The 24,739-nt window shown below is 68.6% G+C and carries 22 protein-coding genes and 1 tRNA gene; 10 read left to right on the plus strand and 13 right to left on the minus strand.

Annotated features, from left to right (window positions below):
- Positions 1–86: 86 nt before the first annotated feature.
- The 5 genes from AC1PZ7_RS13640 to AC1PZ7_RS13660 all read right to left on the minus strand — a co-directional run bounded on the left by AC1PZ7_RS13640 (position 87) and on the right by AC1PZ7_RS13660 (position 5,613).
- Positions 87–1,010: an ABC transporter permease gene (locus AC1PZ7_RS13640; protein WP_482355758.1), complete on the minus strand. Its 924-nt coding sequence runs from the start codon at positions 1,008–1,010 to the stop codon at positions 87–89.
- Positions 1,003–2,079 carry an ABC transporter permease gene (locus AC1PZ7_RS13645; protein WP_482355759.1) on the minus strand — a complete coding sequence of 359 codons (1,077 nt, stop codon included), beginning with the start codon at positions 2,077–2,079 and terminating at the stop codon, positions 1,003–1,005. Before AC1PZ7_RS13645 ends, AC1PZ7_RS13640 begins: the two co-directional genes overlap by 8 nt.
- Entirely contained in the window at positions 2,069–3,634 is a 1,566-nt protein-coding gene (locus tag AC1PZ7_RS13650; protein WP_482355760.1) for an ABC transporter ATP-binding protein, read from the minus strand. The genes AC1PZ7_RS13645 and AC1PZ7_RS13650 overlap by 11 nt, the downstream gene beginning before the upstream one ends.
- Before the next feature lie 217 nt (positions 3,635–3,851).
- Positions 3,852–4,829 carry a quinone oxidoreductase family protein gene (locus tag AC1PZ7_RS13655; RefSeq protein ID WP_482355761.1) on the minus strand — a complete coding sequence of 326 codons (978 nt, stop codon included), beginning with the start codon at positions 4,827–4,829 and terminating at the stop codon, positions 3,852–3,854.
- A gap of 52 nt (positions 4,830–4,881) precedes the next feature.
- Positions 4,882–5,613 carry a CDP-alcohol phosphatidyltransferase family protein gene (locus AC1PZ7_RS13660; protein ID WP_482359647.1) on the minus strand — a complete coding sequence of 244 codons (732 nt, stop codon included), beginning with the start codon at positions 5,611–5,613 and terminating at the stop codon, positions 4,882–4,884.
- Positions 5,614–5,785: 172 nt separating this feature from the next.
- Between AC1PZ7_RS13660 and AC1PZ7_RS13665 the strand changes: the two genes are divergently transcribed.
- Positions 5,786–6,997 carry a UbiH/UbiF family hydroxylase gene (locus tag AC1PZ7_RS13665; protein WP_482355762.1) on the plus strand — a complete coding sequence of 404 codons (1,212 nt, stop codon included), beginning with the start codon at positions 5,786–5,788 and terminating at the stop codon, positions 6,995–6,997.
- A gap of 3 nt (positions 6,998–7,000) precedes the next feature.
- On the opposite strand, the gene AC1PZ7_RS13670 is transcribed toward AC1PZ7_RS13665, so the two are convergent.
- A complete protein-coding gene (locus AC1PZ7_RS13670) occupies positions 7,001–7,963 on the minus strand; it encodes an AEC family transporter (protein ID WP_482355763.1) in 963 nt (320 codons plus the stop codon).
- Between the two features lie 150 nt (positions 7,964–8,113).
- Between AC1PZ7_RS13670 and hspQ the strand changes: the two genes are divergently transcribed.
- Positions 8,114–8,443, plus strand: coding sequence for a heat shock protein HspQ (gene hspQ, locus AC1PZ7_RS13675; RefSeq protein ID WP_482359648.1), 330 nt, complete (start codon positions 8,114–8,116; stop codon positions 8,441–8,443).
- A gap of 87 nt (positions 8,444–8,530) precedes the next feature.
- Here the strand turns inward: hspQ and AC1PZ7_RS13680 are convergent, their stop codons facing one another.
- Positions 8,531–9,277, minus strand: coding sequence for an invasion associated locus B family protein (locus AC1PZ7_RS13680; RefSeq protein ID WP_482355764.1), 747 nt, complete (start codon positions 9,275–9,277; stop codon positions 8,531–8,533).
- Between the two features lie 327 nt (positions 9,278–9,604).
- On the opposite strand from AC1PZ7_RS13680, the gene AC1PZ7_RS13685 reads away from it, so the two are divergent.
- Together AC1PZ7_RS13685 and AC1PZ7_RS13690 are read left to right on the plus strand one after the other, a co-directional pair.
- The gene (locus tag AC1PZ7_RS13685; RefSeq protein WP_482359649.1) at positions 9,605–11,305 is read left to right on the plus strand and encodes an extracellular solute-binding protein; all 1,701 of its coding nucleotides are present in this window, start codon (positions 9,605–9,607) and stop codon (positions 11,303–11,305) included.
- 165 nt (positions 11,306–11,470) lie between these two features.
- Positions 11,471–11,785, plus strand: a complete 315-nt coding sequence (locus tag AC1PZ7_RS13690) for a hypothetical protein (protein WP_482355765.1) — start codon at positions 11,471–11,473, stop codon at positions 11,783–11,785.
- Positions 11,786–11,809: 24 nt separating this feature from the next.
- Here AC1PZ7_RS13690 and mfd read toward each other — a convergent pair whose 3' ends face one another.
- Both mfd and AC1PZ7_RS13700 read right to left on the minus strand, forming a co-directional pair.
- Entirely contained in the window at positions 11,810–15,325 is a 3,516-nt protein-coding gene (gene mfd, locus AC1PZ7_RS13695) for a transcription-repair coupling factor (protein ID WP_482355766.1), read from the minus strand.
- Positions 15,326–15,338: 13 nt separating this feature from the next.
- The gene (locus AC1PZ7_RS13700; protein ID WP_482355767.1) at positions 15,339–15,635 is read right to left on the minus strand and encodes an FAD assembly factor SdhE; all 297 of its coding nucleotides are present in this window, start codon (positions 15,633–15,635) and stop codon (positions 15,339–15,341) included.
- A gap of 349 nt (positions 15,636–15,984) precedes the next feature.
- Here AC1PZ7_RS13700 and recG point away from each other — a divergent pair, with 349 nt between their 5' ends.
- From recG to mobA, 3 genes are all read left to right on the plus strand, one after another.
- Positions 15,985–18,066: an ATP-dependent DNA helicase RecG gene (gene recG, locus AC1PZ7_RS13705; RefSeq protein WP_482355768.1), complete on the plus strand. Its 2,082-nt coding sequence runs from the start codon at positions 15,985–15,987 to the stop codon at positions 18,064–18,066.
- Between the two features lie 106 nt (positions 18,067–18,172).
- Entirely contained in the window at positions 18,173–18,514 is a 342-nt protein-coding gene (locus tag AC1PZ7_RS13710) for a YbaN family protein (protein ID WP_482355769.1), read from the plus strand.
- Positions 18,514–19,164, plus strand: coding sequence for a molybdenum cofactor guanylyltransferase MobA (mobA, locus tag AC1PZ7_RS13715; protein ID WP_482355770.1), 651 nt, complete (start codon positions 18,514–18,516; stop codon positions 19,162–19,164). The genes AC1PZ7_RS13710 and mobA overlap by 1 nt, the downstream gene beginning before the upstream one ends.
- Here mobA and mobB read toward each other — a convergent pair.
- On the minus strand, positions 19,149–19,682 hold the full coding sequence (gene mobB / locus AC1PZ7_RS13720) for a molybdopterin-guanine dinucleotide biosynthesis protein B (RefSeq protein ID WP_482355771.1): 534 nt from the start codon (positions 19,680–19,682) through the stop codon (positions 19,149–19,151). The two genes, mobA and mobB, sit on opposite strands and share 16 nt — an antisense overlap.
- 153 nt (positions 19,683–19,835) lie before the next feature.
- Here mobB and AC1PZ7_RS13725 point away from each other — a divergent pair, with 153 nt between their 5' ends.
- Positions 19,836–20,075: a sulfurtransferase TusA family protein gene (locus tag AC1PZ7_RS13725; RefSeq protein ID WP_482355772.1), complete on the plus strand. Its 240-nt coding sequence runs from the start codon at positions 19,836–19,838 to the stop codon at positions 20,073–20,075.
- Positions 20,076–20,084: 9 nt separating this feature from the next.
- Here AC1PZ7_RS13725 and AC1PZ7_RS13730 read toward each other — a convergent pair whose 3' ends face one another.
- Positions 20,085–20,378: a DUF2218 domain-containing protein gene (locus tag AC1PZ7_RS13730; protein WP_482355773.1), complete on the minus strand. Its 294-nt coding sequence runs from the start codon at positions 20,376–20,378 to the stop codon at positions 20,085–20,087.
- A 94-nt stretch (positions 20,379–20,472) separates the two neighbouring features.
- Between AC1PZ7_RS13730 and AC1PZ7_RS13735 the strand changes: the two genes are divergently transcribed.
- Positions 20,473–21,111, plus strand: a complete 639-nt coding sequence (locus AC1PZ7_RS13735; RefSeq protein WP_482355774.1) for a lipase family protein — start codon at positions 20,473–20,475, stop codon at positions 21,109–21,111.
- Here the strand turns inward: AC1PZ7_RS13735 and AC1PZ7_RS13740 are convergent.
- Both AC1PZ7_RS13740 and AC1PZ7_RS13745 read right to left on the minus strand, forming a co-directional pair.
- On the minus strand, positions 21,108–23,360 hold the full coding sequence (locus tag AC1PZ7_RS13740) for a putative bifunctional diguanylate cyclase/phosphodiesterase (protein WP_482355775.1): 2,253 nt from the start codon (positions 23,358–23,360) through the stop codon (positions 21,108–21,110). The genes AC1PZ7_RS13735 and AC1PZ7_RS13740 overlap by 4 nt on opposite strands.
- A 447-nt stretch (positions 23,361–23,807) precedes the next feature.
- Positions 23,808–23,883 (minus strand) — tRNA-Lys (locus AC1PZ7_RS13745).
- A 238-nt stretch (positions 23,884–24,121) separates the two neighbouring features.
- Here AC1PZ7_RS13745 and wrbA point away from each other — a divergent pair.
- Positions 24,122–24,721, plus strand: a complete 600-nt coding sequence (wrbA, locus tag AC1PZ7_RS13750; protein ID WP_482355776.1) for an NAD(P)H:quinone oxidoreductase — start codon at positions 24,122–24,124, stop codon at positions 24,719–24,721.
- The last annotated feature ends 18 nt before the right edge of the window (positions 24,722–24,739 follow it).

The following is a 24,739-nucleotide window of genomic DNA, read 5'->3' on the forward strand; positions in this document are numbered from 1 at the left end:
TCAATCGCGGCCGGAATTGTCACCGGCGGCACGCGGCCGCGTCGCGCGCCGGGAGGTCGCCATGCGACCCGTTTGGTCCGCCCGGATCAGCGGTCGGGCACGAAGGGCACGCCGAGCGAGGCCGGCGCACCCTGCCCGTGCTTGAGGGCGGAGATGACGACAAGGGCGATGATCGTCGCCAGATAGGGCAGCGACGAGAGGAACTGCGACGGGATGCCGAGGCCGAAACCCTGGACGTGCAGCTGCAAGATCGATACCGCGCCGAACAGATAGGCGCCGGCCAGCAGCCAGAGCGGCCGCCAGGCCGAGAACACCACCAGCGCCAGCGCGATCCAGCCGCGGCCCGCGGTCATGTCGCTGGCCCAGAACGGCGTATAGGCGAGCGACAGGTGCGCGCCGGCAAGCCCGGCGCAGGCGCCGCCGAACATCACCGCCAGCGTGCGGATCCAGCGCACCGGATGGCCGAGCGCATGCGCGGCGGCGTGGTTCTCGCCGACGGCGCGCAGCACGAGGCCGATCCGGGTACGGGCGAGGCCGTAGGCGACGACGATCAGCAGCAGGACGGAGGCATAGACGAAGGCATCCTGTCCGAAAGCCGCCCGTCCGATCACGGGCAGGTCCGTAAGCACGGGGATGTGCAGCGCCGGCGCCGCGTCGATCCGCGTACCGACGAAATTCGACCCGATCAGCCCAGCGATCCCGAGGCCGAGAATGGTGGTGGCGAGCCCGGACGCCACCTGGTTGGTGGCGAGCCAGACGGCCAGCCCGGCGAAGACGAGCGACAGCGCCACCCCGGCGAGCACGGCGGCGAGCGTGCCGAGCAGCAGGCTGCCCGAGCTGTAGGCGGTGGCGTAGCCGACCGCCGCGCCGACGATCATCATGCCCTCGACGCCGAGATTGAGCGTGCCGCCGCGCTCGGCGACGAGCTCGCCCAGCGAGGCGAGCAGCAGCGTCGTCGCCGCTGCCACGATGCTGGCGAGGACGGCCCCGAAGATCGCCGCGTCAAGCATGGCTCGTCCCCTCCACCCGGCGGATGCGGTAGCGCACCAGCACGTCGGCCGCCAGAATGGCGAGCAGCAGCGTGCCCTGGAACACGCGGGTGACGTCGAAGGGCAGGCGCATGCTGATCTGCGCCGCCTCGCCGCCGATATAGGTGAGCGCCAGCACGAGGCTCGCCACCAGAATGCCGATCGGGTGCAGCCGGCCGAGCATCGCCGCGATGATGGCGGTGAAGCCGTAGCCGGGCGAAATGGACGGCTGCAACTGGCCGACCGGGCCGGCCACCTCGATCATGCCGGCAAGGCCGGCCAGCGCGCCGGAGACGGCGAAGACGCCATAGGTGACACGGCGCTCGTGGAAGCCGGCGAAGGCCGCCGCGCGCGGCGCGGAACCGCCGAGCTCGATGGAGAAGCCGACCAGCGTCCGGCCGAGAACGAAGGTGGCGACGGCGACGGCGACGAGGGCGATGAGGATGCCGCCATGCATGCGGCCCTCCTCCATCAGCAGCGGCATCAGGGCGACGTCGTCGAAGGTCACGCTCTGCGGAAAGTTGAAGCCCTGCGGGTCGCGCCAGGGGCCGCGCACCAGATAGTCGAGGCCGAGCTGGGCGACATAGACCAGCATCAGGCTGGTCAGGATCTCGCTGCAGCCGAAGCGCACCCGCAGGAAGGCGGGAATCAGCCCCCACAGCGCCCCGCCGATGGCGCCGAGCACCAGCATGGCCGGCAGCACCCAGGGCCCCGCATCGGTGCCGTGCGTCGCCAGCGCCAGCCAGGAGCCGAGCACCGCGCCGGCGACATACTGGCCCTCGGCGCCGATGTTCCAGCGATTGGCGCGGTAGCAGAAGGCGAGCCCGACGCCGATCAGCAGCAGCGGGCAGGCCTTGACCACCAGTTCCTGCAGCGTCCACGGGTCGAGGAGCGGCTCGACGAAATAGATCGTGAAGGCGCGGATCGGATCGTGGCCGAGCATGACGAACATCGCCGCGCCGACGACGAGCGTCACCAGCAGCGCGACGACCGGCGCCGCCGCGTGCCGAAGGCCGGACACGTTCTCCTGCCGTTCGAGCTTAAGCGGCATGGCTGCCCTCCTCCGCCGCCGCGTCGTGCGCGCCGCCCATGGCAAGACCGATCGCCTCGCGCGAGGTCTCGGCGACGGGCACGGGTACGGTCAGGTACCCCTCGCTCATCACGGCGATGCGGTCGGTGAATTCGAGCAGTTCATCGAGATCCTGGCTGATCACCAGCACCGCGCAGCCCTCCGCCGCCTTCTCGCGCAAGGTGGTGCGGATGAAGGCGGCGGCCGCCGCATCCACGCCCCAGGTTGGCTGGTCGACGACGATCAGCACCGGATCGCGCAGCACCTCGCGGCCGATGACGAATTTCTGCAGGTTGCCGCCCGACAGGCGCCGCGCCTTCGGATCCTTGCCGCCGAAACGCACGTCGAAGCGCGTCACGATCTGCTGGAAGCGGGCGTACAGGGTCGAGCGTCGGATGACACCGAACCGCACGATCTGGCCGTCGCCATGCGTCGTCAGCAGCACGTTGTCGGAGAGCCGCATGTCGGGCGCGGCGGCGTGGCCGAGCCGCTCCTCGGGCACGAAGCCGGCACGCAGCGCCCTCCGCTCGGTGGGGCCGAGGCCGCCGGCGGGCACCTTGTCGATGACGATGCTCTCTTGATCCTCCACCGGCTTTTCGCCGGAAAGCACGTCGAACAGCGTGGTCTGGCCGTTGCCGGCCACGCCGGCGATGCCGACGATCTCGCCGGCGCGGATCTCGAGGTCGATGTCGTGCAGCGCGGAGCCGCGCGAGCCGTCGCCCGCGACATTGAGGCGTCGGATCAGCAGGCGGGGCTCGCCGAGTTCATGGGTGGTGATGCGCGGCGTGCGCGGAACCTCGGCGCCCACCATCAATCGGGCGAGGCTGGAGGAGGATTCCTGCTTCGGGTCGACCTCGGCGATGAACCTGCCGCCGCGCAGCACCGTCGCCCGGTGACAGAGCCGGCGCACCTCGTCCAGCTTGTGGCTGATGAACAGGACCGCCCTGCCCTCGCCGGTCAGCAGGTCGACGGTACGGAACAGGTTCTCGGATTCGTCCGGCGTCAACACGGAGGTCGGCTCGTCGAGGATGAGCACGCGCGGATTGCCGAGCAGGCAGCGGACGATCTCCACGCGCTGGCGCTCGCCGACGGAAAGCTCGCCGACGCGGCGATAGGGCTCGACGGACAGGCCGTAACGGCGGACGCAGTCGTCGATCCGCGCCGCCAGCGCCGACATCGGCTCGTTGCCCGGCAGCCCGAGCGCGACGTTCTCCACAACCGTCATCGCGTCGAACAGCGCGAAGTGCTGGAACACCACGCCGACGCCCTTGGCGCGCGAGCTCGCCGGATCAGGGAAGACGATCGGCGTGCCCTCATAGAGCAGTTCGCCCGAATCGGCCTGAAGCAGGCCGCACATCATCTTCACCAGCGTCGACTTGCCGGCGCCGTTCTCGCCAAGCAGCGCGTGCGTCTCGCCGGCACGGATGGCGAGGCTGACATGATCATTGGCGACCAGCGCGCCGAAGCACTTGGTCAGTTCCACCGCTTCCAGCAGTGACGTCGGCCGAGCCTGTGTGTCCCCGGTGCCCTCCGCCATGACGTTATCGGTGCCCCTGCCGGCATGCATCGGCGGGGGCATGCACGTCACGGGGTGCGTCGGGTTCGCGGTGCGGCACTCGGTTCATGCTGGCTTCGTTTTGGGGGAAGCGTTACTGCCAGCATGGCATGCTCGATCGAGGGAGCAAGCCTAAAGTCTGGTCCATCCGGTCCGGATTCTGATGCGTTTTGCGCCAGATTCCGGAGGTTCGGCAGGCCTAGGGCAGCAGTACGGTAGAACCGGTGGTGCGGCGCGCTTCCAGTTCGCGATGCGCCTCGGCCGCGTCCGCCAGCCGGAAGCGCTGGTTTTCGGGAATGCGCACCGCACCGGAGCTGACGACCTCGAAGAGGTCGGCGGCGTTGGCGAGCAGGTCGTCCCGCGTGGAGATGTGGGTCACGAGCGTCGGCCGCGTCGCATAGAGCGAGCCCTTCTGCGACAGCGCCAGCAGGCTGAAATTCTGGATCGGGCCGGAGGCATTGCCGAAGCTGACGAAAAGTCCGCGCGGCTTGATGCAGTCGAGCGAGGCTGGATAGGTCGCCTGGCCGACGCCGTCATAGACGACGTCGCAGAGCGCGCCCTCGGTGATCTCCTTCACCCGCTCGACGAAATTCTCCTCATTGTAGTTGATGACGTAGGCGGCGCCGTTCGTCCTGGCGATCTCGGCCTTCTCGGCCGAACCGACGGTAGCGATGACGGTGGCGCCGAGATGGGTCGCCCACTGGCACATGATCTGCCCGACGCCGCCGGCGGCGGCGTGGACCAGCAGCGTGTCGCCGGTCTTCACCTTGTAGGTCTGGCGCAGCAGGTAGCGGGCGGTCATGCCCTTGAGCATCATTGCCGCCGCCGTCTCGTCGCGGATGGCGTCGGGCAGCTTGACCAGCGGCGCGGCCGACATGATGCGTTCGCTGCAATAGGCGCCGAGCGCCGAGCCATAGGCGACGCGGTCGCCCGGCCTGAACCCCGTCACGCCCTCGCCGACCTGAAGCACCACGCCGGCCGCCTCATTGCCGGGAATGAACGGCAGGCCCTGCGGCGGCGGGTAGAGGCCGGAGCGGAAATAGGTGTCGATGAAGTTGAGCCCGATCGCGGTGTGGCGCAGCTTGACCTCGCCCGGACCGGGCGCGCCGACTGCGATTTCCTCGTATTTCAGAACGTCCGGACCGCCGAATTCATGAACGCGAATCGCCATGGCCATCGTGCGTGCTCTCCTGCCGGGAGGAATTGTGAGGACCTGCCGCCTGGAGGCGTCAGCCGGGCTGCCGGCCCGAGGGCCGGCGCGCGGGAATGACGCCGAACAGGGTGAAATAGAGCGCGCAGGCGCACAGTCCCAGCGTGACCCACAGGTCCGGCCGCATGCCCTGCAGCACGGCTATGATCGCCAACACCGCCCACACCGCCAGAAGCACGAGAGTAAGCAGCCGAAGCCGGACCACGCGGAAGGGGTGCACGAACTTGATCGGCAGGAAGGTGCCGATGGACAGCAGGGTGATGATGCCGGCGATCACCCAGGGGTTGAGCGGGACGAGGAAGAAGTAGAACGCCACCACGTTCCACACCGCCGGGAAGCCCTGGAAATACAGGTCCTCGGTCTTCATGGAGGTATCGGCGAAATACAGCGCGCTGGTCAGCAGGATGGCCGCGCTGGCGGGTACCGCCATCCAGAACGGCATGAGACCGCTGCTCGCCACCGCGAAGGCCGGCACGAGGCAATAGGTCAGGTAGTCGACGACGAGATCGAGCGTCTCGCCGGACCAGCGCGGCAGCAACTCGCCGACCCGGGCGCGACGCGCCATGGTGCCGTCGATGCCGTCCACGAACAGCGCGGCGCCGAGCCAGGCGAACATGATCGCCCAATGACCCTCGACCGCGGCCATCAGCGCCATGAGCCCGCACACCGCGCCGGAAGCGGTGAAGATATGGACGGCGAAGGCAATCGTGCGTCGGCCGGCCGGGCGCTCGCTCAGCGACTTGGATGTGATCGCCACCGGATCTCCTCCCCCGACTGCCGGCTCCGAACCGTCGCCGCCTGCTTCTTCTATGTTACGCATATAGCATGTGCCCGCATTGATCCGCATTGCCAGACCACGCTCGCCTGCTTATCCCACACTCGCGGGCCGGCTTATAGTCCCGGCGACGCGGATGGAGGCGCACATGTCATCTTACCCGCGAACGGAGCAGAAGGTGGCTGTCGTCGGCGGCGGCGCGAGCGGCCTTGTGGCGGCGCTGGCGCTGGCCTCCGGTGGCCTCTCGGTCAAGCTCGTCGCGCCGCCCCGCGCGCCCGATCCGCGCACCACCGCCCTGATGGACGGATCGGTGCGCGCGCTCGGGACGCTCGGTCTCTGGGAGGCTTTGCGCCCTCATGCCGCGCCATTGCGCGTGATGCGGCTGGTCGACGACACGGGGCGGCTCATCCGCGCGCCGGAAGTGGAGTTCCGGGCCAGCGAGCTGGGGCTGGAAGGCTTCGCCTGGAATCTGGAGAACGAGCCCCTCCTCGCCGTGCTGGACGAAGCCGTGGCCGGCACGCCGGGCATCGAGCGGATCGCGGGCAGCGTGGCGCGGGTGGTCGACGGGCCGGAACATGCCATTGTCGAACTGGAAGACCGCTCGTCGTTCGCGGTGGCGCTCGTCGCCGCGGCGGATGGGCGCAATTCGCCGTGCCGCCGCGCCGCCGGCATTGAAATGAAGGTGCGGGAATATCCGCAGGTCGCCGTCACGGCGACGCTCGCGCACAGCCGCCCGCACCGCGACATCTCGACCGAATTCCACACCAAGACCGGCCCGTTCACGCTGGTGCCGCTGCCGGGCGGCCGCTCCAGCGTGGTCTGCGTCGTCTCGGCGCAGGAGGCGCGCGAACTCACGGCGCTCGATCCGCAGGCCTTTGCCCGGATCATGGAGCGCAAGGCCCATTCCCTGCTCGGGCAGATGAGCCTCGTCTCGCCGCGCGGCAGCTTCCCGCTGAGCCAGCGCACGGCGACGCATTTCGCCCGGGGCCGCGTCGCGCTGGTCGGCGAGGCCGCGCACATCATTCCGCCGATCGGCGCGCAGGGTCTCAATCTCGGCATTCGCGACGCCGCGACGCTCGCCGAGCTGGCCTGCGACGCCCTGCGGGCCGGCCGCGACATCGGCGGCTCGGACGTCACGGAGGCTTATGAGAGCCGCCGCCGGGCGGACGTCGCCAGCCGCGGCTTTGTGGTCGACCTGTTCAACCGCTCGCTGCTGTCGGACCTGCTGCCGGTGGCCGGCCTGCGCGGGCTCGGCATCTGGGTGCTCGGGCAGTCGTCGGGCCTGCGGCGCATGGTGATGCGCGAGGGGGTTGGACCGACGCGGGACGTGCCGCGCCTGCTGGCGGGAACGCCGCTCTAGGATCTAGTGCAGCAGGCCGTGCGGCAGCATGTCGTGCTGCACGGCATAGAGCATGGCCGTCACCGTGGCGACCGAGACGACCGTGCCGATGAGCACGCCGCCCGAGGCGCCGGCGACATAGGTGTCGTACTGCTTGGCCATGATGAAGGCGTTGAGCGCCGGCGGCAGGCTCGCCATCAGCACGGCAGTGGCGATCCACACCGGCTCGAAGCCGCCGACCGTGGTCAGCACCAGCCAGATCAGGGCGGGATGCACGACGAGCTTGATCGCCAGCAGCCACGGCACCTCGCCCTGCATGCGTTCCATCGGCCGCAGCGCCACCGAGACGCCGAGGGTGAACAGCGCGCAGGGGGCCGCCGCGTTGCGCAGGAATTCCAGCGTCTTGTCGATCGCCGCCGGCGGCTGGAACTCGAAATAGGCCGAGACGACACCGAGGAAGGTCGCGACGTTGAACGGGTGCGTCACCACGCGACGCACCACGAGCAGCAGCGTGGCGCCGAGGCTGTGCCGGTCACGCCCGCCGATCGCCATCATGACGGGCACGATGGTGAAGAAGAACAGGCTGTCGAAGACGAAGATCAGCGCCGTCGGCACCGACGCGGCCGCGCCGAGCGCCCCCAGCGTCAGGCCCGGCCCCATATAACCGACATTCGAATAGGAGCCGACGATGGCGGCGATGGTCGCCTCGGGCAGATTGCCCCGCCGCAGCCACAGGCCGACGATGAGCGAGAGCGTGAAGCAGATCGCCGTGGTCGCCGTGGTCGCGGCGATGAAGGAGCCGTTGGTCAGCTCATGGAAGGGCGTGCGCGCCACCAGCGAGAAGAACAGCGCCGGCAGCGCCACATAGATGATGAAGAAGCTGAGCCAGGCGAGGCCGCTTTCGGGGATGCGCGCCAGCCGGCCGCATCCCAGCCCCAGGAAGATCACACCGAAGAAGGGAAGCGCCAGCGCCAGGACCTCGCCCATGACGGCTGGCTATCGACTTGCCGCGTGTCGGTCAATCGGTCTTTCGCGCTACCCGGGTAGGACCGGGCATGCGCATTGCATCGTCCACGGTTGACAGTTTCCGGCGTCTCCCGTTACGGGTCGCCACAAGGAAAGGCGGACAGGTTCATGATGAAAGAACGGAACGCCAAATACCGCATCGGGCAGATCGTCCGGCACCGGCACTACCCGTTTCGCGGCGTGGTGTTCGACGTCGATCCGGAATTCGCCAACTCCGACGAATGGTGGGAGTCGATCCCCGAGCACATCCGGCCCACCAAGGACCAGCCTTTCTATCACCTGCTCGCCGAGAACGCGGAGACGGAATACGTCGCCTATGTCTCGGAGCAGAATCTCGAACTCGACACGTCCGGCGATCCGGTGCGCCACCCGCAGGTCGAGGAGATGCTGGCGGCGGACGGCGACGGCGGATGGCGGGTACGCAGCGAACGCCTGCAGTGATCGCCGGGCTCTGACGCCATCGCGGCAGCCGAAACGAAAAACGCCCGGCCGTGAGCCGGGCGTTCGCATGTCGGAGGGACTATCGCCTCACTGCGCGGGCTGCGCGTTCTTCAGCTTCTCGGCGCCGAGCTTTTCGAGGCCGGCCTTGGTCTGCTGCTCGCGCTGCGCGGCGTCGGCCTTCAGCTGCTCCTGGCGCGCCTTGACCTGATCCTGGATCTTGGTGACCTGCTGCTCGAAGACCTTGGGGTCGGTCTGCGGGCCATCATAGACCTTGGCGAAGTCGCCAAGCCCGATCGGGTAGGAGATCAGCCGGCCGACGGCGTTGGCAACCTGCAGCGTCAGGCCCGGAGCCTTCTTCATGCGGTCGACGAAGCCCTGGTCGACCTGAAGGTCGCCGCGGCATACGCGCTCGTCGCACATGACGAAGGTGCCGAGGATCGGCTGTTCGTTGGCGAGCGCCACGCGGAAGCCGTTGCGCAGCAGCAGGCCGGTCGGGAAGGCGACGGTGAACGCCTTCTTCGGATCGTCCTTCACCTCGAAGATGCCGAAGCGGACGAGGAACTGCCCGGTGTCGGTGATGATGGTCTGCTCCATTTCGCAGACCTCCTTGTTGATCGACGGCTCCGTCCGGCAGCGCTTGACCCACGGAATCGGGATCGCCGGGATCTGCTGCGGAGCACCGGCCTGCTGGCCGCCGGCGGGCGCCTGCTGGGCATTGGCCGCGGGCTTCGCGGCGGGCTTGGCCGGCTGCTGGGCGACGGCGGCGCCGCCGGCAACCGTGAGCGCCAGAGCCGCACCGGCAAGGCTGCGCGCGAAAGTGGAGCGTATGATCATATCGAGTTCCTGTCGTGCGAACCGCAACGTAAGCGAAGGCAGCAGACGCCTCGGCGCCATACCGGGATCGAGGGCTGTCTCCTGTCCAATTGAGGCGACAGAGTGACCCTCAGGGAAATCGGTGTCCTGTTCATGCTAGAACTCTGCAATGAGTACGAGCCGAATCTGTGACCAGGGAGTCGAGGCGTGACCGATATCACCCGGCGCGCCTTCGGGCGCAACGTGTTAATCGCCGGTTGCACCACGGCATTTGGGTACCCGCTCCTAGCATCCGCGCGCGCGCAGGACAACGCCGTCGCGCCGGCGGGCCCGCAGCACGGCATCGCCATGCACGGCGCGCCGCTGCATCCCGACGGTTTCGCTCACTATCGCAGCGTCAATCCGGATGCGCCGAAGGGCGGACGCTTGGCGCAGGGCGCGGTCGGCACCTTCGACAGTCTCAATCCGTTCATCGTGCGCGGAACCGCCCCGCCCTTCGTGCGCTGGAACATCGTCGAAAGCCTGATGGCGCGCAGCCCCGACGAGGCCTTCACCTGCTACGGGCTGCTGGCGCGCAGCGTCGAGACGGACGACGCGCGCTCTTACGTCGCCTTCGAGATAGATCCCCGCGCGCGCTTCTCCGACGGAACCCCGGTCACGGCGGAGGACGTGCTGTTCTCCTTCGACCTGCTGCGCACGAAGGGGCGTCCGAATCACCGCAGCTATTACGGCAAGGTCGCCAAGGCCGAGGTGACGGGCCCCCTGTCCATCCGCTTCACCTTCGGCGTCATCGACCGCGAGCTGCCGCTCATCCTGGCGCTGATGCCGGTGCTGGCGCGCCACGCGGTCGACCCGGACCGCTTCGACCAGACCAGCTTCACGCCGCCGCTCGGCAGCGGCCCCTACAAGGCGGTGGAGGTGAAGCCGGGCGAGACGGTGATCCTGGTGCGCAACGCCGGCTATTGGGGCGCCGACCTGCCGGTCAATCGCGGCAACTACAATTACGACAGCCTGCGCTACGACTTCTATCGCGACGTGAACTCGCAGTTCGAGGCCTTCAAGCGCGGCCTCTACGACATCCGCTTCGAGACCGATCCGGGACGCTGGAAGACCGGCTACGACATCCCCGCCGTGCGCGACGGGCGCATCCTGTGCGAGCAGATCGAGACCGGCATGCCCAAGCCCTACTCCGCGCTGATCTTCAACATGCGGCGCGACATCTTCGCCGATGTGCGGGTGCGGCAGGCGATGGTCGAGCTGTTCGACTTCGAATGGGCAAACGAGAACCTCTATTTCGGCCTCTACCGGCGCAATGGCAGCTTCTATGACGGCTCCGAGCTCTCCTCGCTCGGCCGGCCGGCGACGGCGCGCGAGCGCGAATTGCTGGCCCCTTTCCCCGACGCGGTGCTGCCCGAGGTGATGGACGGCACCTGGCACGCGCCGCGCTCGGACGGTTCGGGACGCGACCGCGAGAGCCTGCGCCGCGCGCTGGATCTGTTCGCGTCGGCGGGATGGGAGCTGAAGGGCGGCGCGCTGGTCTCGCGCGCCACCGGCAAGCCCTTCGCGCCCGAACTGATCGTCGGCACCAAGGATCAGGAGCGCCTCGCCCTCGCCTATCAGAACATGCTGCGGCGCGTCGGCGTGAAGCTGAACATCCGCCTCGTCGACAATGTGCAGTTCGAGGCCCGCAAGCAGACCTACGACTATGACATGGTGCCCTATATCTGGGACCAGTCGCTGTCCCCGGGCAACGAGCAGGCGTTCTATTTCGGCTCGGCGTCCGCCGACACGCCCGGCACGCGCAATTTCATGGGGCTGAAGAGCCCGGCGGCGGACGCGATGATCGAGGCACTGCTCGCCGCGCGCGAGCGGACGGACTTCGTCTCGGCCGTGCGCGCGCTCGACCGCGTGCTGATCTCGGCGCGGTTCTCGGTGCCGCTGTTCTACACGCCGGGCCAGTGGGTGGCACGCTGGCGCAAGGTCGAGCGTCCCTCGCAGCTCGCCTTGTCGGGCACGCTCGCCGAGAGCTGGTGGCAGGCGGCGGGCTGATTTGCGCGCCACATGCCGACATGGCGGCGCATCGAAATTCGCTCCGGACCGCATGAAGCGCTGGACAGATTTCCCGGAAAGCGGTCCTTAGGGAACATTATCGTCGCTTTGCATCCCGGTGTCCGGGGCCTGCGGCGCCTACAGTCGATGTCCTGGAGCAGGATTATGCGTTACGCCGTCATTTCCGCCGCCGCTCTCTTCCTCGCGGGCGTGCTTCCCGCCGGAGCCCAGCAGCAGCCGATCACGGTGCATCCGAAGTCGCAGACCGGCAATGGCGGGCTGGAGATCACCATTCCGCCGATCAACAACCCGAACTATCTCGATTACGGCCCGCTGCCGGACAAGCCCGGTTCGGGCCACAGCAACGACTATATGGAACAGGCCGGCGGCGACTACATGGACCTCAGCGGTCCCGGTTCGGACAACGATGCCGACGTGATGCCCGACAGCGACGGCGCCTACGCCAGCCCGCTGGAATAGGGATGGTTCAGGCGGGGCGGCCGATCAGGCCGCCTTCGCCCCCTGTTCGGCGATCTTCGCCAGCTCCTTCAATATGCCGGCGCTGCCCTTGAGGCGCGCATTGGCGTTCGGCCAGTCCTCCGAGAACACCACCTTGCCGTCGGGGCGCATCTTCGCCACCACATGCGGCCTGCCGACATAGCTTATGAAGCCGGCCGGGTTGGGGAAGCGCCCGTCGCGGAAGGTCAGCACCATGCCGCGCGGGCCGGCATCCACCTTCTCCACATTGGCGCGGCGGCACAGCGCCTTGATGGCGACGAGCTTGAGCAGCTGTTCGACCTCCTCGGGCAGCGACCCGAAGCGGTCGACCAGTTCGGCGCCGATGGCCTCGATCTCGGCATCGGTCTCGAGGTCGGCCAGGCGCCGGTAGAGATTGAGGCGGACATGCAGGTCCGCCACATAATCCTCCGGTATCAGCACGGGCGTGCCGATGGAGATCTGCGGCGACCATTTGTCGGCGACCGGCGCGGTGATGCCGGCCTTGAGGTGGGCGATCGCCTCCTCCAGCATCTCCTGGTAGAGCTCGTAGCCGACCTCCTTGATGTGGCCGGACTGCTCGTCGCCGAGCAGGTTGCCGGCGCCGCGAATGTCGAGGTCGTGGCTGGCGAGCTGGAAGCCCGCCCCCAGCGTGTCCAGCGACTGCAGCACCTTGAGACGGCGGTCGGCCTGCGCCGTCACCTGTCTCTCTGCCGGCAGGGTGAAGATCGCGTAGGCGCGCGTCTTCGAGCGCCCGACGCGTCCGCGCAGCTGATAGAGCTGGGCGAGGCCGAACATGTCGGCGCGGTGCACGATCAGCGTGTTGGCGGTCGGAATATCGAGGCCGGATTCCACGATGGTGGTGGAGAGCAGCACGTCGAACTGTCCGTCGTAGAAGGCGGACATGATCTCCTCGAGCTGCGTCGCCGCCATCTGGCCATGCGCCACCGCGACCTTCACTTCCGGCACCTGCTTGTCGAGGAAGTCCTTCACCTCGGCGAGGTCCTCGATGCGCGGGCAGACATAGAAGCTCTGGCCGCCGCGATAGCGCTCGCGCAGCAGCGCCTCGCGCACGATCAGCGGGTCGAACGGCGTGACGAAGCTGCGCACCGCCAGGCGGTCGACGGGCGGCGAGGCGATGAGGGAAAGCTCGCGCACGCCGGTCATGGCGAGCTGGAGCGTACGCGGTATCGGCGTCGCGGTGAGGGTCAGCACATGCACCTCGGCGCGCATCTGCTTCAGCCGCTCCTTGTGGCCGACGCCGAAATGCTGCTCCTCGTCGACGATGACGAGGCCGAGATCCTTGAAGGAGATGGTCTTGCCGAGCAGCGCGTGGGTTCCCACCACGATGTCCACCGTGCCGTCGGCGAGGCCCTTCTTGGTCTCGGAAAGCTCCTTGCCGGTCACCAGCCGCGAGGCCTGCCGCACGACGACCGGCAGTCCCTTGAAGCGCTCCGAGAAGGTCTTGAAGTGCTGGCGCGCCAGCAGCGTGGTCGGCACCACCACCGCGACCTGCTTGCCGTTCAGCGCCACCGCGAAGGCGGCGCGCAGCGCCACCTCGGTCTTGCCGAAGCCGACATCGCCGCACACCAGCCGGTCCATCGGGTGGCCGGAGCCGAGATCGTCGAACACCGCCTCGATGGCGGCTTCCTGGTCCTCGGTCTCCTCATAGGGGAAGCGGGCGCGGAATTCGTCATAGATGCCGGCCGCCGGCACCAGGCGCGGCGCCTCCTGCGTCTGGCGCTGCGCGGCGACCTTGATGAGTTCCGCCGCCATCTCGCGGATCCGGCTCTTCATGCGCGCCTTGCGCGCCTGCCATCCGCCGCCGCCGAGGCGGTCGAGCTGCGCCTCGGTGTCTTCCGAGCCGTAGCGCGAGAGCAGTTCGAGATTCTCCACCGGCAGGAAGAGCTTGGAGCCTTCGGCGTAGTGGATTTCGAGGCAGTCGTGCGGCGCGCCCATCGCCTCGATGGTCTTCAGCCCGATGAACCGGCCGATGCCATGGTCGACATGGACGACAAGATCGCCGGCGGTCAGCGAGGTCAGTTCGGCGATGACGTCCTGCGGGCGGCGCGCCTTGCGCTTGGGCCGCACCAGGCGGTCGCCGAGGATGTCCTGCTCGCCGATCACCGCGAGCGTGTCGGTCTCGAAGCCGCTCTCGATGCCGAGCACGGCGAGGCCGATCGTGCCCTTGGGCAGCGCGTCGGCGGCGTCGCGCGAACCGATGGTCTGCGTGCCTTTCAGCCCATGGTCGGCGAGCACGGTGGAGAGGCGGTCGCGCGAGCCGTCCGACCAGGCGGCGAGAATGGTGCGCTTCTTTTTGGCGAGATCGCGCAGATAACCGGCGGCAATGTCGAAGAGCGAGGCGTCGGCGTCCGCCCGCTCGGGCGCGAAGGAGCGCGCCGGGCGAGCGTCGAGGTCGATGACGTCCTTCGATTCCGGCAGCGCGAAGCCGGAAATGGCAATGTTGCGCGCGTCGCGCCGCCGGCTCTCCCATTCCTCGGCGGTCAGGTACAGCGCGTCCGGCGGCAGCGGCTTGTAGGGCGCCGTGTTGCCGCCATGCTCCATGCCGTGCCTGCGGGCGTCGTAATAGTCGGCGATCTGGTCGAGCCGCGAGGCGGCGGCCTCGTCGCCCTGCGCTTCCATGACGACGGGCGCGTCGGGGGCGTAGTCGAACAGCGTGTCGAGCCCCTCATGGAACAGCGGCAGCCAGTGCTCCATGCCGGGATAGCGCCGGCCCTCGCTCACCGCCTCATAGAGCAGGTCGCCGCGCTGGGCCGCGCCGAAGGTGGCGACATAGGCCATGCGGAAGCGCTTCATCGTTTCGCTGGTGAGCTGCAACTCGCTCATCGGCACGAGGTCGAGCGAGCGCATCTGCATCGCCGTGCGCTGCGTCTCGGGATCGAAGGAGCGGATCGATTCCAGCGTGTCGCCGAAGAAGTCGAGCCGCACCGGCGCCGGCAGGCCCGGCGGGTAGAGATCGACGATGCCGCCGCGCACGGCATATTCGCCAGTGTCGCGCACGGTGGAAGTACGCTGGAAGCCGTTGATCTCCGCCCAGCCGACGACCTCGTCGAGCGAGAGCGCGTTGCCCGGCGCCGCCGAGAAGGACTGCGTCGCCACCAGCGCGCGCCGGGGCACGCGCTGCAGCGCCGCGTTCACCGTGGTGAGCACGATGGTGCCGGCCTCGCGCCCCTTCACCCGCGCCAGCCGGGCGAGCGTCGTCATGCGCCGGGCGATGATCGCGTTGTTGGGCGAGGCGCGGTCATAGGGCAGGCAGTCCCAGGCCGGGAACGGCAGCACCTCGACGCCGGGCGCGAAGAAGCCGAGCGCGCGCTCCAGCTCGGCCATGCGCTCGGTATCGCGGCAGATCACCATCAGCGTCGGCCATGGTGCGTCCTCCTGCGCCGCCAAAGCGCGGGCGAGATCGGCGACGACCAGCCCCTCCATGCCGGTCGGCACGTTGGCGAGGGTCAGCGTGCGGCCGGGGGACAGGCGCGCGGTGAGCGTGGCAAGGGGCGTCTTCATGTCGTCGCGGTCTTCATATTTCAGGGACGCCCTCACCCGACAGATGGAACTGCCGGAAGCGGTGGAAAACGGGTGTATCGAATTGCGGCGGCGGCTCGCCGCCGCCGAGCCAGCCGAACAGGTCGGGATCCTCGACCTCGATCAGCAATTCGAAGTCGGCGACCTCGTCCTCGCTGAGATCGCCGATATGGGCATCGGCGAAACGGCCCATGAGCAGGTCCATCTCGCGCGTGCCGCGGTGCCAGGCGCGGTAGAGAATACGGCGGCGGCGGGCATCGAGACCCGCGCTCGAACGCGTGGTTCCGGTCATGTGTCGGCCTCGGTTTCGCGGCGCCGCGCAAAAGACGGCTCGGGAAAGGCGGAGTGTTTAGCGCGCCGCGCGGGCGCTGTCAGGTAGGCATTGGGCGGGGATGTGCCACGCTTTGCCGGGTAGAAGCCGAAAAGGAAAACGCCGAAGCGTCTTCGCCGGGTCCCGGATCGGCGCTCCGCCTCCGGCGTCGCCTGTCCGGGACACGCCATTTCCCGTTTCCCGGACAAGCTGCACGACGTGCAGCGCCGATCCGGGACCCAGCAAAGACTCGCCATCCGACTCCATCCCCCTGACGAGTGCCGCCCACCGCATTGCGCCCCGGCGCTCCTTCGTCCACCTTCCCGGCATCATGCGGCCCGACATTCTCAATCCCTATTTCGCCTCGATCACCGGCCTGCCCGGCATCGGCCCGAAGCTCGCCCGGCCGTTCAACCGCCTGCTGGGGCGGGAGGACGGCGCGCGGGTGCTCGACCTGCTGCTGCACCTGCCCTCCTCCACCATCGACCGCCGGGCGCGGCCGACGCTGGCCGATGTCGTGCCCGACACAGTGGTGACGGTGGAGATTCATGTCGACCGCCATGTCGCGCCCCCGCGCGGTTCCCGCGCGCCCTATCGCGTCTACGGCCATGACGCCACCGGCGACCTCGGGCTCGCCTTCTTCAAGGCCGAACGCAGCTGGATGGAGCGGCTGCTCCCCGTCGGCGAGACGCGCTGGGTCTCGGGCACCGTGACGCTCTACGACGGCATGGCGCAGATGGTTCACCCCGATCGCGTGGTCGACGCCGCCGGCCTCGCCAGGCTGCCGCCGATCGAGCCGGTCTATCCGCTGGTGGAAGGTCTCAGCCAGGGCCATGTGCGGCGCGCCGTCGAGGCGGCGCTGGCGCAGACCGCCGAACTGCCCGAATGGCAGGCGGACACGCCCGATATCGGTTTCCACGCCGCGCTGCGCAAGGTTCACCAGCCCTACGACACGCTCGATGCCAGCCTCGCCGGCCCGGCCTGGCAGCGGCTCGCCTACGACGAATTGCTGGCGGGCCAGCTCGCCCTCGCGCTGCTGCGGGAGCGGACGGTGAAGCAGGCGGGACGGCCGAGCGTCGGCGACGGCTCGGTCTCCGGCCGGATCCTCACGGCCCTGCCCTTCGCGCTGACCGGCTCGCAGGTGGAGGCGCTGAAAGCCATCCGCGCCGATCTCGCCTCGCCGGACCGCATGCTGCGGCTGCTGCAGGGCGATGTCGGCTCCGGCAAGACGGTGGTGGCGCTGCTGGCGGCGGCGAGCGTGATCGAGGCCGGCCGGCAGGCGGCGCTGATGGCCCCTACCGAAATCCTCGCCCGCCAGCACATGAAGACCATCGCGCCGCTGGCGGAGAAGGCAGGTCTGTCGGTTGCCCTGCTCACCGGCCGCGAGAAGGGCCGCACGCGCACGGAGCTGCTGGCGCGGCTGGCGGCGGGCGAGATCGACCTCGTCATCGGCACCCACGCGCTGTTCCAGGAAGGCGTCGTCTTTCGCGAGCTGGCGCTGGCCATCGTCGATGAGCAGCACCGTTTCGGCGTGCACCAGCGCCTCGCCCTCGCCTCCAAGGGCGAGGCGGTCGACGTGCTGGTGATGACGGCGACGCCGATCCCGCGCACGCTGGTGCTGACCTATTTCGGCGACATGGAATCGAGTGAACTGCGCGAGAAGCCGGCCGGGCGCAAACCCATCGACACGCGCGCCGTCCCGTCCGACCGCATCGGCGAAATCGTCGAGCGCCTCGGCCAGGCCTTGGCGGAAGGGCGGCGGGCCTACTGGATCTGCCCGCTGGTCGAGGAATCGGAGAGTTCCGACCTCGCCGCCGCCGAGGCGCGTTTCGCCGATCTGCAGGCGCATTTCGGCGCGCGCGTCGGGCTCGTTCACGGCAAGATGAAGGGCGCGGAGAAGGACGCCGCCATGGCGGCCTTCGCGGCGGGCGAGACGCAGCTCCTCGTGGCGACGACCGTGGTCGAGGTGGGTGTCGACGTGCCGGAGGCGAGCATCATCGTCATCGAGCATGCCGAGCGCTTCGGCCTCGCCCAGCTGCATCAGCTGCGCGGGCGGGTCGGGCGCGGCGACATCGCCTCCATCTGCCTGCTGCTCTACCGCCGTCCGCTCGGCGAGATCGCCCGCCAGCGGCTGGAGGCGCTGCGCTCCTCCGAGGACGGATTCTTCCTGGCGGAACAGGATCTGAAGCTGCGCGGCGAGGGCGATGTGCTCGGCACCCGGCAGAGCGGCTTTCCCGGCTTCAGGCTCGCACGGCTCGAGGTGCATGGCGACCTGCTCACCCGGGCGCGCGCCGAAGCCATAGCAACAGTTAAGAACGATTCCGATCTAACGGGGCCACGCGGTGCGGCATTGCGGCTGCTGCTGCATCTTTTCGAGCGTGACGTGGCCGTGAAACTCCTAAGTGCGGGATGAATATTATATGAGTATGGTCGAACGACTTGATGGTGCGACCATGCGAACCCCGATGACGGAGCGTCGGCCGAAGTTCTCTTCCCTTGCGGCACCCGGCCGCTGGGCGATGTTTGCGCTTGCGTGGGTGTGCGTCGGGCTGGGCGTGATCGGCATCCTCCTGCCGGTCATGCCGGGAACGGTGTTCCTGATCCTCGCCGCCTGGCTGTTCGCGCGCTCCTCGCCGCGTTTCGAGGCGTGGCTGCTGACGCATCCCAGGCTCGGCCCGGCGGTTCTCGCCTGGCGCGAAAGCGGCGTGGTGCCGCGCTGGGCGCAGCTGGTGGCGACCGGCAGCATGGTCGGCAGCTTCGGGCTGCTGATCCTCATCGGCCTGCCGGTTCCGCTGCTGGCGGTGATCGGCTCGATCTTTCTCGGCGTCTGCGCCTATCTGCTCACCCGGCCGACCGCCTGATGGAGGGAACGGTCAAACCCGCCGGACTGATCCCTGCCGGACTGATCCCCGCCGGACTGATCCTCGCCGGGGGCCTGTCGCGTCGCATGGGCGGCGGCGACAAGGGGCTGCTCCCGCTGGGCGGCGAGACGATCCTCGCGCGGATCGCGCGGCGCCTGCGGCCGCAGGTGTCGCGGCTGATGCTCAACGCGAATGGGGCGGCGGAACGCTTCGGGCTGGGACTGGCGGTCGTGCCGGACAACCTGCCCGACACGCCCGGCCCGCTGGCCGGCATTCTCGCCGGCCTCGACCATCTGGCGGAGCACGATCGGGGGGCGCGCTTCCTGCTGACCGTCGCGGCCGACTGCCCGTTCCTGCCGATGGATCTCGCCGCGCGCCTCGTGGCGGCCGCCGAGACCGCCGGCGCGGCCTATGCGGCTTCCGGCGGGCGGGCGCATCCGGTGATCGGGCTGTGGGACGTCGCCTCGCGCGCGCAGCTGCGCCGGCTGCTGGTCGAGGAGGGCGAGCGCCGCATGGCGCGCTGGACGCAGCGTATCGGCGCCGTTGCGGTGGAATGGCCGGTCGCGCCGGTCGATCCCTTCTTCAACGTCAACACGCCCGAGGAACTCGCCGAGGCGGAGCGCCTGATTGCCGCCTATCCCGCGTTCTGATCGGGGCGCCAGGCGATGCCGTCGATCGGTGCGGCGTGCTGGTCGACGAAGTCGGCGATCGCCTCGACATTGTCGAGGTCGAGCACCGGCAGCGGCGCGTCCGGCAGCTCCGTGTCGGAGGCGATGGCGATGATGTGCGGATCCTCCGGATGGAGCAGCGGCTTGCCGACCTCGGCACGGTGGATCTCGATCTTGGGGTGATGGTCGCGCTTGAAGCCTTCGACCAGCACCAGATCGACCGGCGCCAGATGGCCGACCAGTTCCGGCAGGTCCGGCTCGGGCGCGCCGCGCAGCTCGTGCATCAGCGCCCAGCGATTGGCCGAGGAGATGAGCACCTCGCAGGCGCCGACCGTCCGGTGCGTGTGCGAATCCTTGCCCGGCTTGTCGACGTCGAAATTGTGATGGGCGTGCTTGATCGTCGACACGCGGTGGCCGCGCCCGACGAGCACCGGGATCAGCCGCGCCAGCAGCGTCGTCTTGCCCGCCCCGCTCCATCCCGCGAAACCGATCAGCCGCATCCTCGCCTCCCTCAATGACGTATCCGCACTTCGGGTTCGGAAGGTGCTCGCGTCAAGCCGGCGCGCACCATCGCCCGATCACGCTTTCCACTTGCGGCGCTTTCCGCTTGCCGGCTGCGCACCGACGTCCTACTCGGGCGCTGGAGCTTGCCGATGGATCCTGAACCCGCCACCCTGAGGCTCGACCTGAAGGGCCTCAAATGCCCGCTGCCGGCGCTGCACACCCGCCGGGCGCTGGAACGCGCCGCGCCGGGCACGCTGATCCTCGTCGAATGCACCGATCCCATGGCGGTGATCGACATTCCCCACCTCGTGCAGCGGGACGGCCATGCGCTCGAAGCGCAGGCGCGAGCTGGCGGGACGCTCACCTTCCGCATCCGCAAGGCCGGCTAGCGGCCCGCCCTACGCCGCGTCGCGCCAGTCGAACGGCAAAGGCGCCTCGCGAAACGCGAAACGGTCGAGATGGCGGGCCACCACGCCCTTCATCCGCTCCAGCAGTTCGGCGTCGGCCGCCTCGATCCGCACGTCGAGCGCCTCCGGGCCGGCGTCCATCGTGGCGATCGCGCCGTCCGGCAGCTTCACCTCGCCATGCGCGGGCGTGAAGGTGACGTCGAGCTTATGCGCCCAGTGCTTGCAGAGCTGCTGCAGGTAGCGGCTGGCATTGGCTGTCGGGACGCGTGCGACGGTCGCGGGCATGGGAAACTCCCTGGTGGATCGGGCGCCGGGCCATGGACAAAGCACCTGCGGGCCAAGCAAACTTGGCGCGCTTGGTACGCTCCGGGGGACGAAAATGAAACTGCCGCGCATCCTCATCGCCGTGTCGCTGCTCCTGATCCCGGCGGTGTTCGCCTCGGTGATGTTTGCTCCCGCCGTGGCGGCGACGAAGCCGCCGCACGCGACGGCCGCCACGGCTCCCCTGCCCGCGCGTGCGCAGACGCATGTCTATCTGCTGCGCGGCCTGTTCGGCGTGTTCTCGCAGGGGCTGGACGCGCTGGCGCAGGAGCTTGTCGCGCAGGGCTACCACTCGGAAATCTATGGCTGGGACGAGGCGCAGAAGGTCATCGACCTCATCACGCAGCGCTATCAGGAAGGCCATGCCGGGCCGGTCATCCTGATCGGCCATTCGCTCGGCGCCAATGCGGTGGTGTCGGTGGCGACCAGCATCGGGGCGCAGGACATTCCGGTCGATCTCGGAGTCACCTTCGATGCCACCGATCCCGCCCCGGTGCCGGACAACGTGGCGGTGCTCATCAATTTCTGGGCGCAGGACGGCTTCGGCGTGCCGATGACGGCCGTCGCCGGCTATCCCGGCGATCTGGAGAACATCGACCTTTCCGGCCAGCCGGGCATCGACCATACGAGCATCGACTCGCTCGACCAGTTCCACCAGACCGTGATCGCGCGGCTGGAGAGCATGACGGGCAACTAGCTGCCAGAGGGAGGGACGATTGACCCGGTGCCGGCCCGCGCGGCTTCGTTGCTGCGGGCGAGCGCCTCGTCGAGAGTCATCGGCCGCCCGGTCAGATAGCCCTGCACGAAATCGCATCCGACCTGTTCGACCGCGCGCATGGTTTCCGTCGTCTCGACGCCTTCGGCCACGACCGACATGCCGAGCGCATGGGCCAGTTCCACCATGACCGCCACGATCTTGCGCGCACGGGGCTCGTGCGGGAGGTCCTGCATGAAGGAACGGTCGATCTTGAGCACGTCGGCCGGCAGATGCTGCAGATAGCTGAAGCTGGAATAGCCGGTGCCGAAATCGTCGATGGCGACGGAACAGCCGAGAGTCTTGAGCTGCTGTATCCGCGCTGCCGCCATGGCCGGCTGCGCGACGAGCGTGCTCTCGGTCAGTTCGAGGCACAGGGCACCGCCCGCGACGCCGTGACGGGAGAGGATGTCGTCGAGCCGCTGGATGAGATCGGGTGCGGCGAGCTGCGGCGCGGAGAGGTTGACCGAGACGTAGAGAGGGCCGCTGTCCTTCGCCTCCGCATTCCAGCAGGCGCACGCCTCGACCGCGCGTTCGAGGATCAGGTCGCCGAGCGGGTCGATCAATCCCGCCGCCTCGGCCAGCGCGATGAACTCCGATGGCGGCAGCGGCCCGAGGCTGGGATGGGTCCATCGCGCGAGCGCCTCGAACCCGGCCACGGCGCCGGTACGGCAGTCGACGATCGGCTGGAAGACCGGGTGGATTTCATTGCTCCGCGCCATCACCGCTTCGCGCAGGGCGGCTTCCAGTTCCAGACTATGCTGGTGCTCGGCGCGCAGCGACTCGTCGAACAGGCTCCAGCCCAGGGCGGATCGGCAGGATTGGGAGGCCAGCTCCGCATCACGCAGCAACTGCTCCAGCTCGCCGGGGCCCGTGGCGATGCCGATGCCGGTGTGCAGATAGAATCGCCTTCCCCCGATCACGAGCGGCGTGTGGAGCAACGCGTCCATCTGCGCGCCCAGCATGTCGGGCTCGGCGGCTTTCATCAGGACGATGGCGAACTCGCTCTCGCCGGTGCGCGCGAGGTGGGATGCCTCCGGCAGGTGCGCCTTCAGGCGGTCGGCCATCGCCGCGACGAGGGGCTGGATGAATTCCTCGCCGAAGCTGGCGGAGAGCGTCGCCAGATCCGGCAGGCGCATCACCAGCACGCCGTGAGGACCGTGCCCCTGCGTTCGGATCAGCCGGGTGACGCCGGCGCGGTTGGCGAGGCCGGTGACGGCGTCGGTATAGGCAAGGCGCTCCAGTTCCTCCTTGGCGCGGATGCGCTCCGAGATATCCCTGAGATAGGCGATGAACAGGCGCCGCTGGTCGGTCCGTATTTCCGTTACCGTCAGCTCGATGGGAAACACCCGGCCGTCCGATGCCCGCGCTTCGATCTCGATCCGCTGGCCGAGAATGTGCGGCTCGCCTCCCGACATGTAGCGGATCATGCCGAACTCGTGGGCGTTGCGGTAGCGCGCGGGCATGATGGTCTCGTTCAGATTCCGGCCGATCACCGCCTCGCGTCGAAACCCGAACATGGCTTCCGCCGCCGGATTGAAATCGACGATCTGGCCGGCTTCGTCGATGGTCACGATGGCATCGAGTGCCGCGGCGAGCATGGCCTGGCGGCTGGCCTCGCTGAGCGCGCCCCCGGCGCGGGAGGGCTCGACCGCCAGTGCTATCAGCTCCGCGAGCGCACCGAACGCCGCGCGCTCATCGGCGCTCCAGACCCGCTCCGGATCATCCGAACTGACGCAGAAATGGCCCCACCAGCCACCGTTCACCATCACTGGGACGGTGTAGAAGCTGGCGATGGCGGCGGCGCGGAAATACGCGCCGAGATAGCCGGCGAGGTCCTCGGTGCGGCCCGCGATGACCTCACCCCGCGTGCGCCGTTCCGCCCATTCGCGCTGGAGCGTGTCCGCCTCATTGGGGCGCACGGGCGGGTGGGTGTTGTCGGAGAGCGACTGAAGACCGGCCCGCGCCCAGTCGATTGAGCAGGTGACGCCGAGCCCCGCTTGCGCCGACATGTGGACCTCGTACAGCGCGACGCGGCTCAGATCGAGCTCGGCGCCGAGCTGGGGCATCAGTTCGGCCAGTTCGAGACGCCAGTCGTGGCGCGCGGTCATTCCGGCGATGAAATGCCCGATCGCCGACAGCAGCCTGCTCGCGCCTCTCACGCTCTCGACCACGACATGCACCTTTCGCACGTCAGCCTTCGTGTACCCGGAACGGCCGAAGCGCATGGCAAACCATGCCCATCTCCGCTGCCCCGAAGCCCTTCATGCGGCTGCGGAACGGTGAAGAGATCGACGCTTCAACCCTTTCCCTCCAAATGAATAGGGGCTTTCGCGTTCCACCGGAAGCGGGATTCACTACTGGGATGCCGTAAAGTCAGTCGGCTCATGGCGAAGGATTGGGCAGCCCCCGGAGCCGCTGGTTTTAACGCCCCGATTATCAGGGTCGGCGCGCCGGCCTGCCGGCGGATCGCCCCGCGGGCGCCGCGATGTCCGGATGGAAGCCCGGACAGCAGAATCTGGAGGGCCCGGGAGCGGAAGCCGCACATGCGACCGCACGCCCCGCATGTTTCCGTCCCGCACTCGTCTTCAGAAGCGGCGCCGGGGCCGAGAACGCGTCAGGTGCGATGTTCTGGTACGTGGTGAGCCCGTTGGGATTCGAACCCAAGACCCCATGATTAAAAGTCACGTGCTCTACCGGCTGAGCTACGGGCTCCCACGGGGTGGGGCTTAAGGGTTTCGTCCGGCGAAGGCAAGCCGCTCGGGTTCATTCCCGCGCGGGGTTTCCAGAGGTTGCGCCGGCGGCGCCGGCCAAGCGCTTTGCATTGCGCCGATGCAAGAGCGTTCCGTCGATCATGCCGCTTCCGATGCATGCGGCGCGGGACTAGCTTCGCCGCACGAAATCCGGCGGGGCCCGAAGCGAGGCCCGGCGACAGATGCAGGGAGTTGCAGTCATGGCGAAGGTTCTGGTTCTCTATTATTCGACCTATGGCCACATCGAGACCATGGCGGAAGCGGTGGCCGAAGGCGCGCGCGAGGCGGGTGCCGAGGTGGTGGTGAAGCGCGTGCCGGAGACGGTGCCGGAGGACGTCGCCAGGGCCGGCCACTTCAAGCTCGACCAGAAGGCGCCGGTCGCCACCGTCGACGAGCTGAAGGACTATGACGCGATCATCTTCGGTGCGCCCACCCGCTTCGGCACGGTGGCCTCGCAGATGCGCAGCTTCATCGACCAGACCGGCGGCCTGTGGTTCACCGGCGCGCTGGTCGGCAAGGTCGGCTCGGTGTTCACCTCGTCCGCCACCCAGCATGGCGGCCAGGAATCGACCATCCTCGGCTTCCTGCCGACGCTGCTGCATCACGGCATGGTGGCGGTCGGCCTGCCCTATGCCTTCCAGGGCCAGATGGGCGTGGACGCGATCAAGGGCGGCTCGCCCTATGGCGCCTCGACCATCGCCGATGGCGACGGCTCGCGTCAGCCTTCCCAGGTCGAGCTGGCCGGCGCCCGCTTCCAGGGCAAGCATGTGGCGACCATCGCCACCAAGCTGCACGGCTGAGCCTGAGACGACGTCATG

This window comes from Ancylobacter sp. TW_SC_1 (assembly GCF_056836805.1).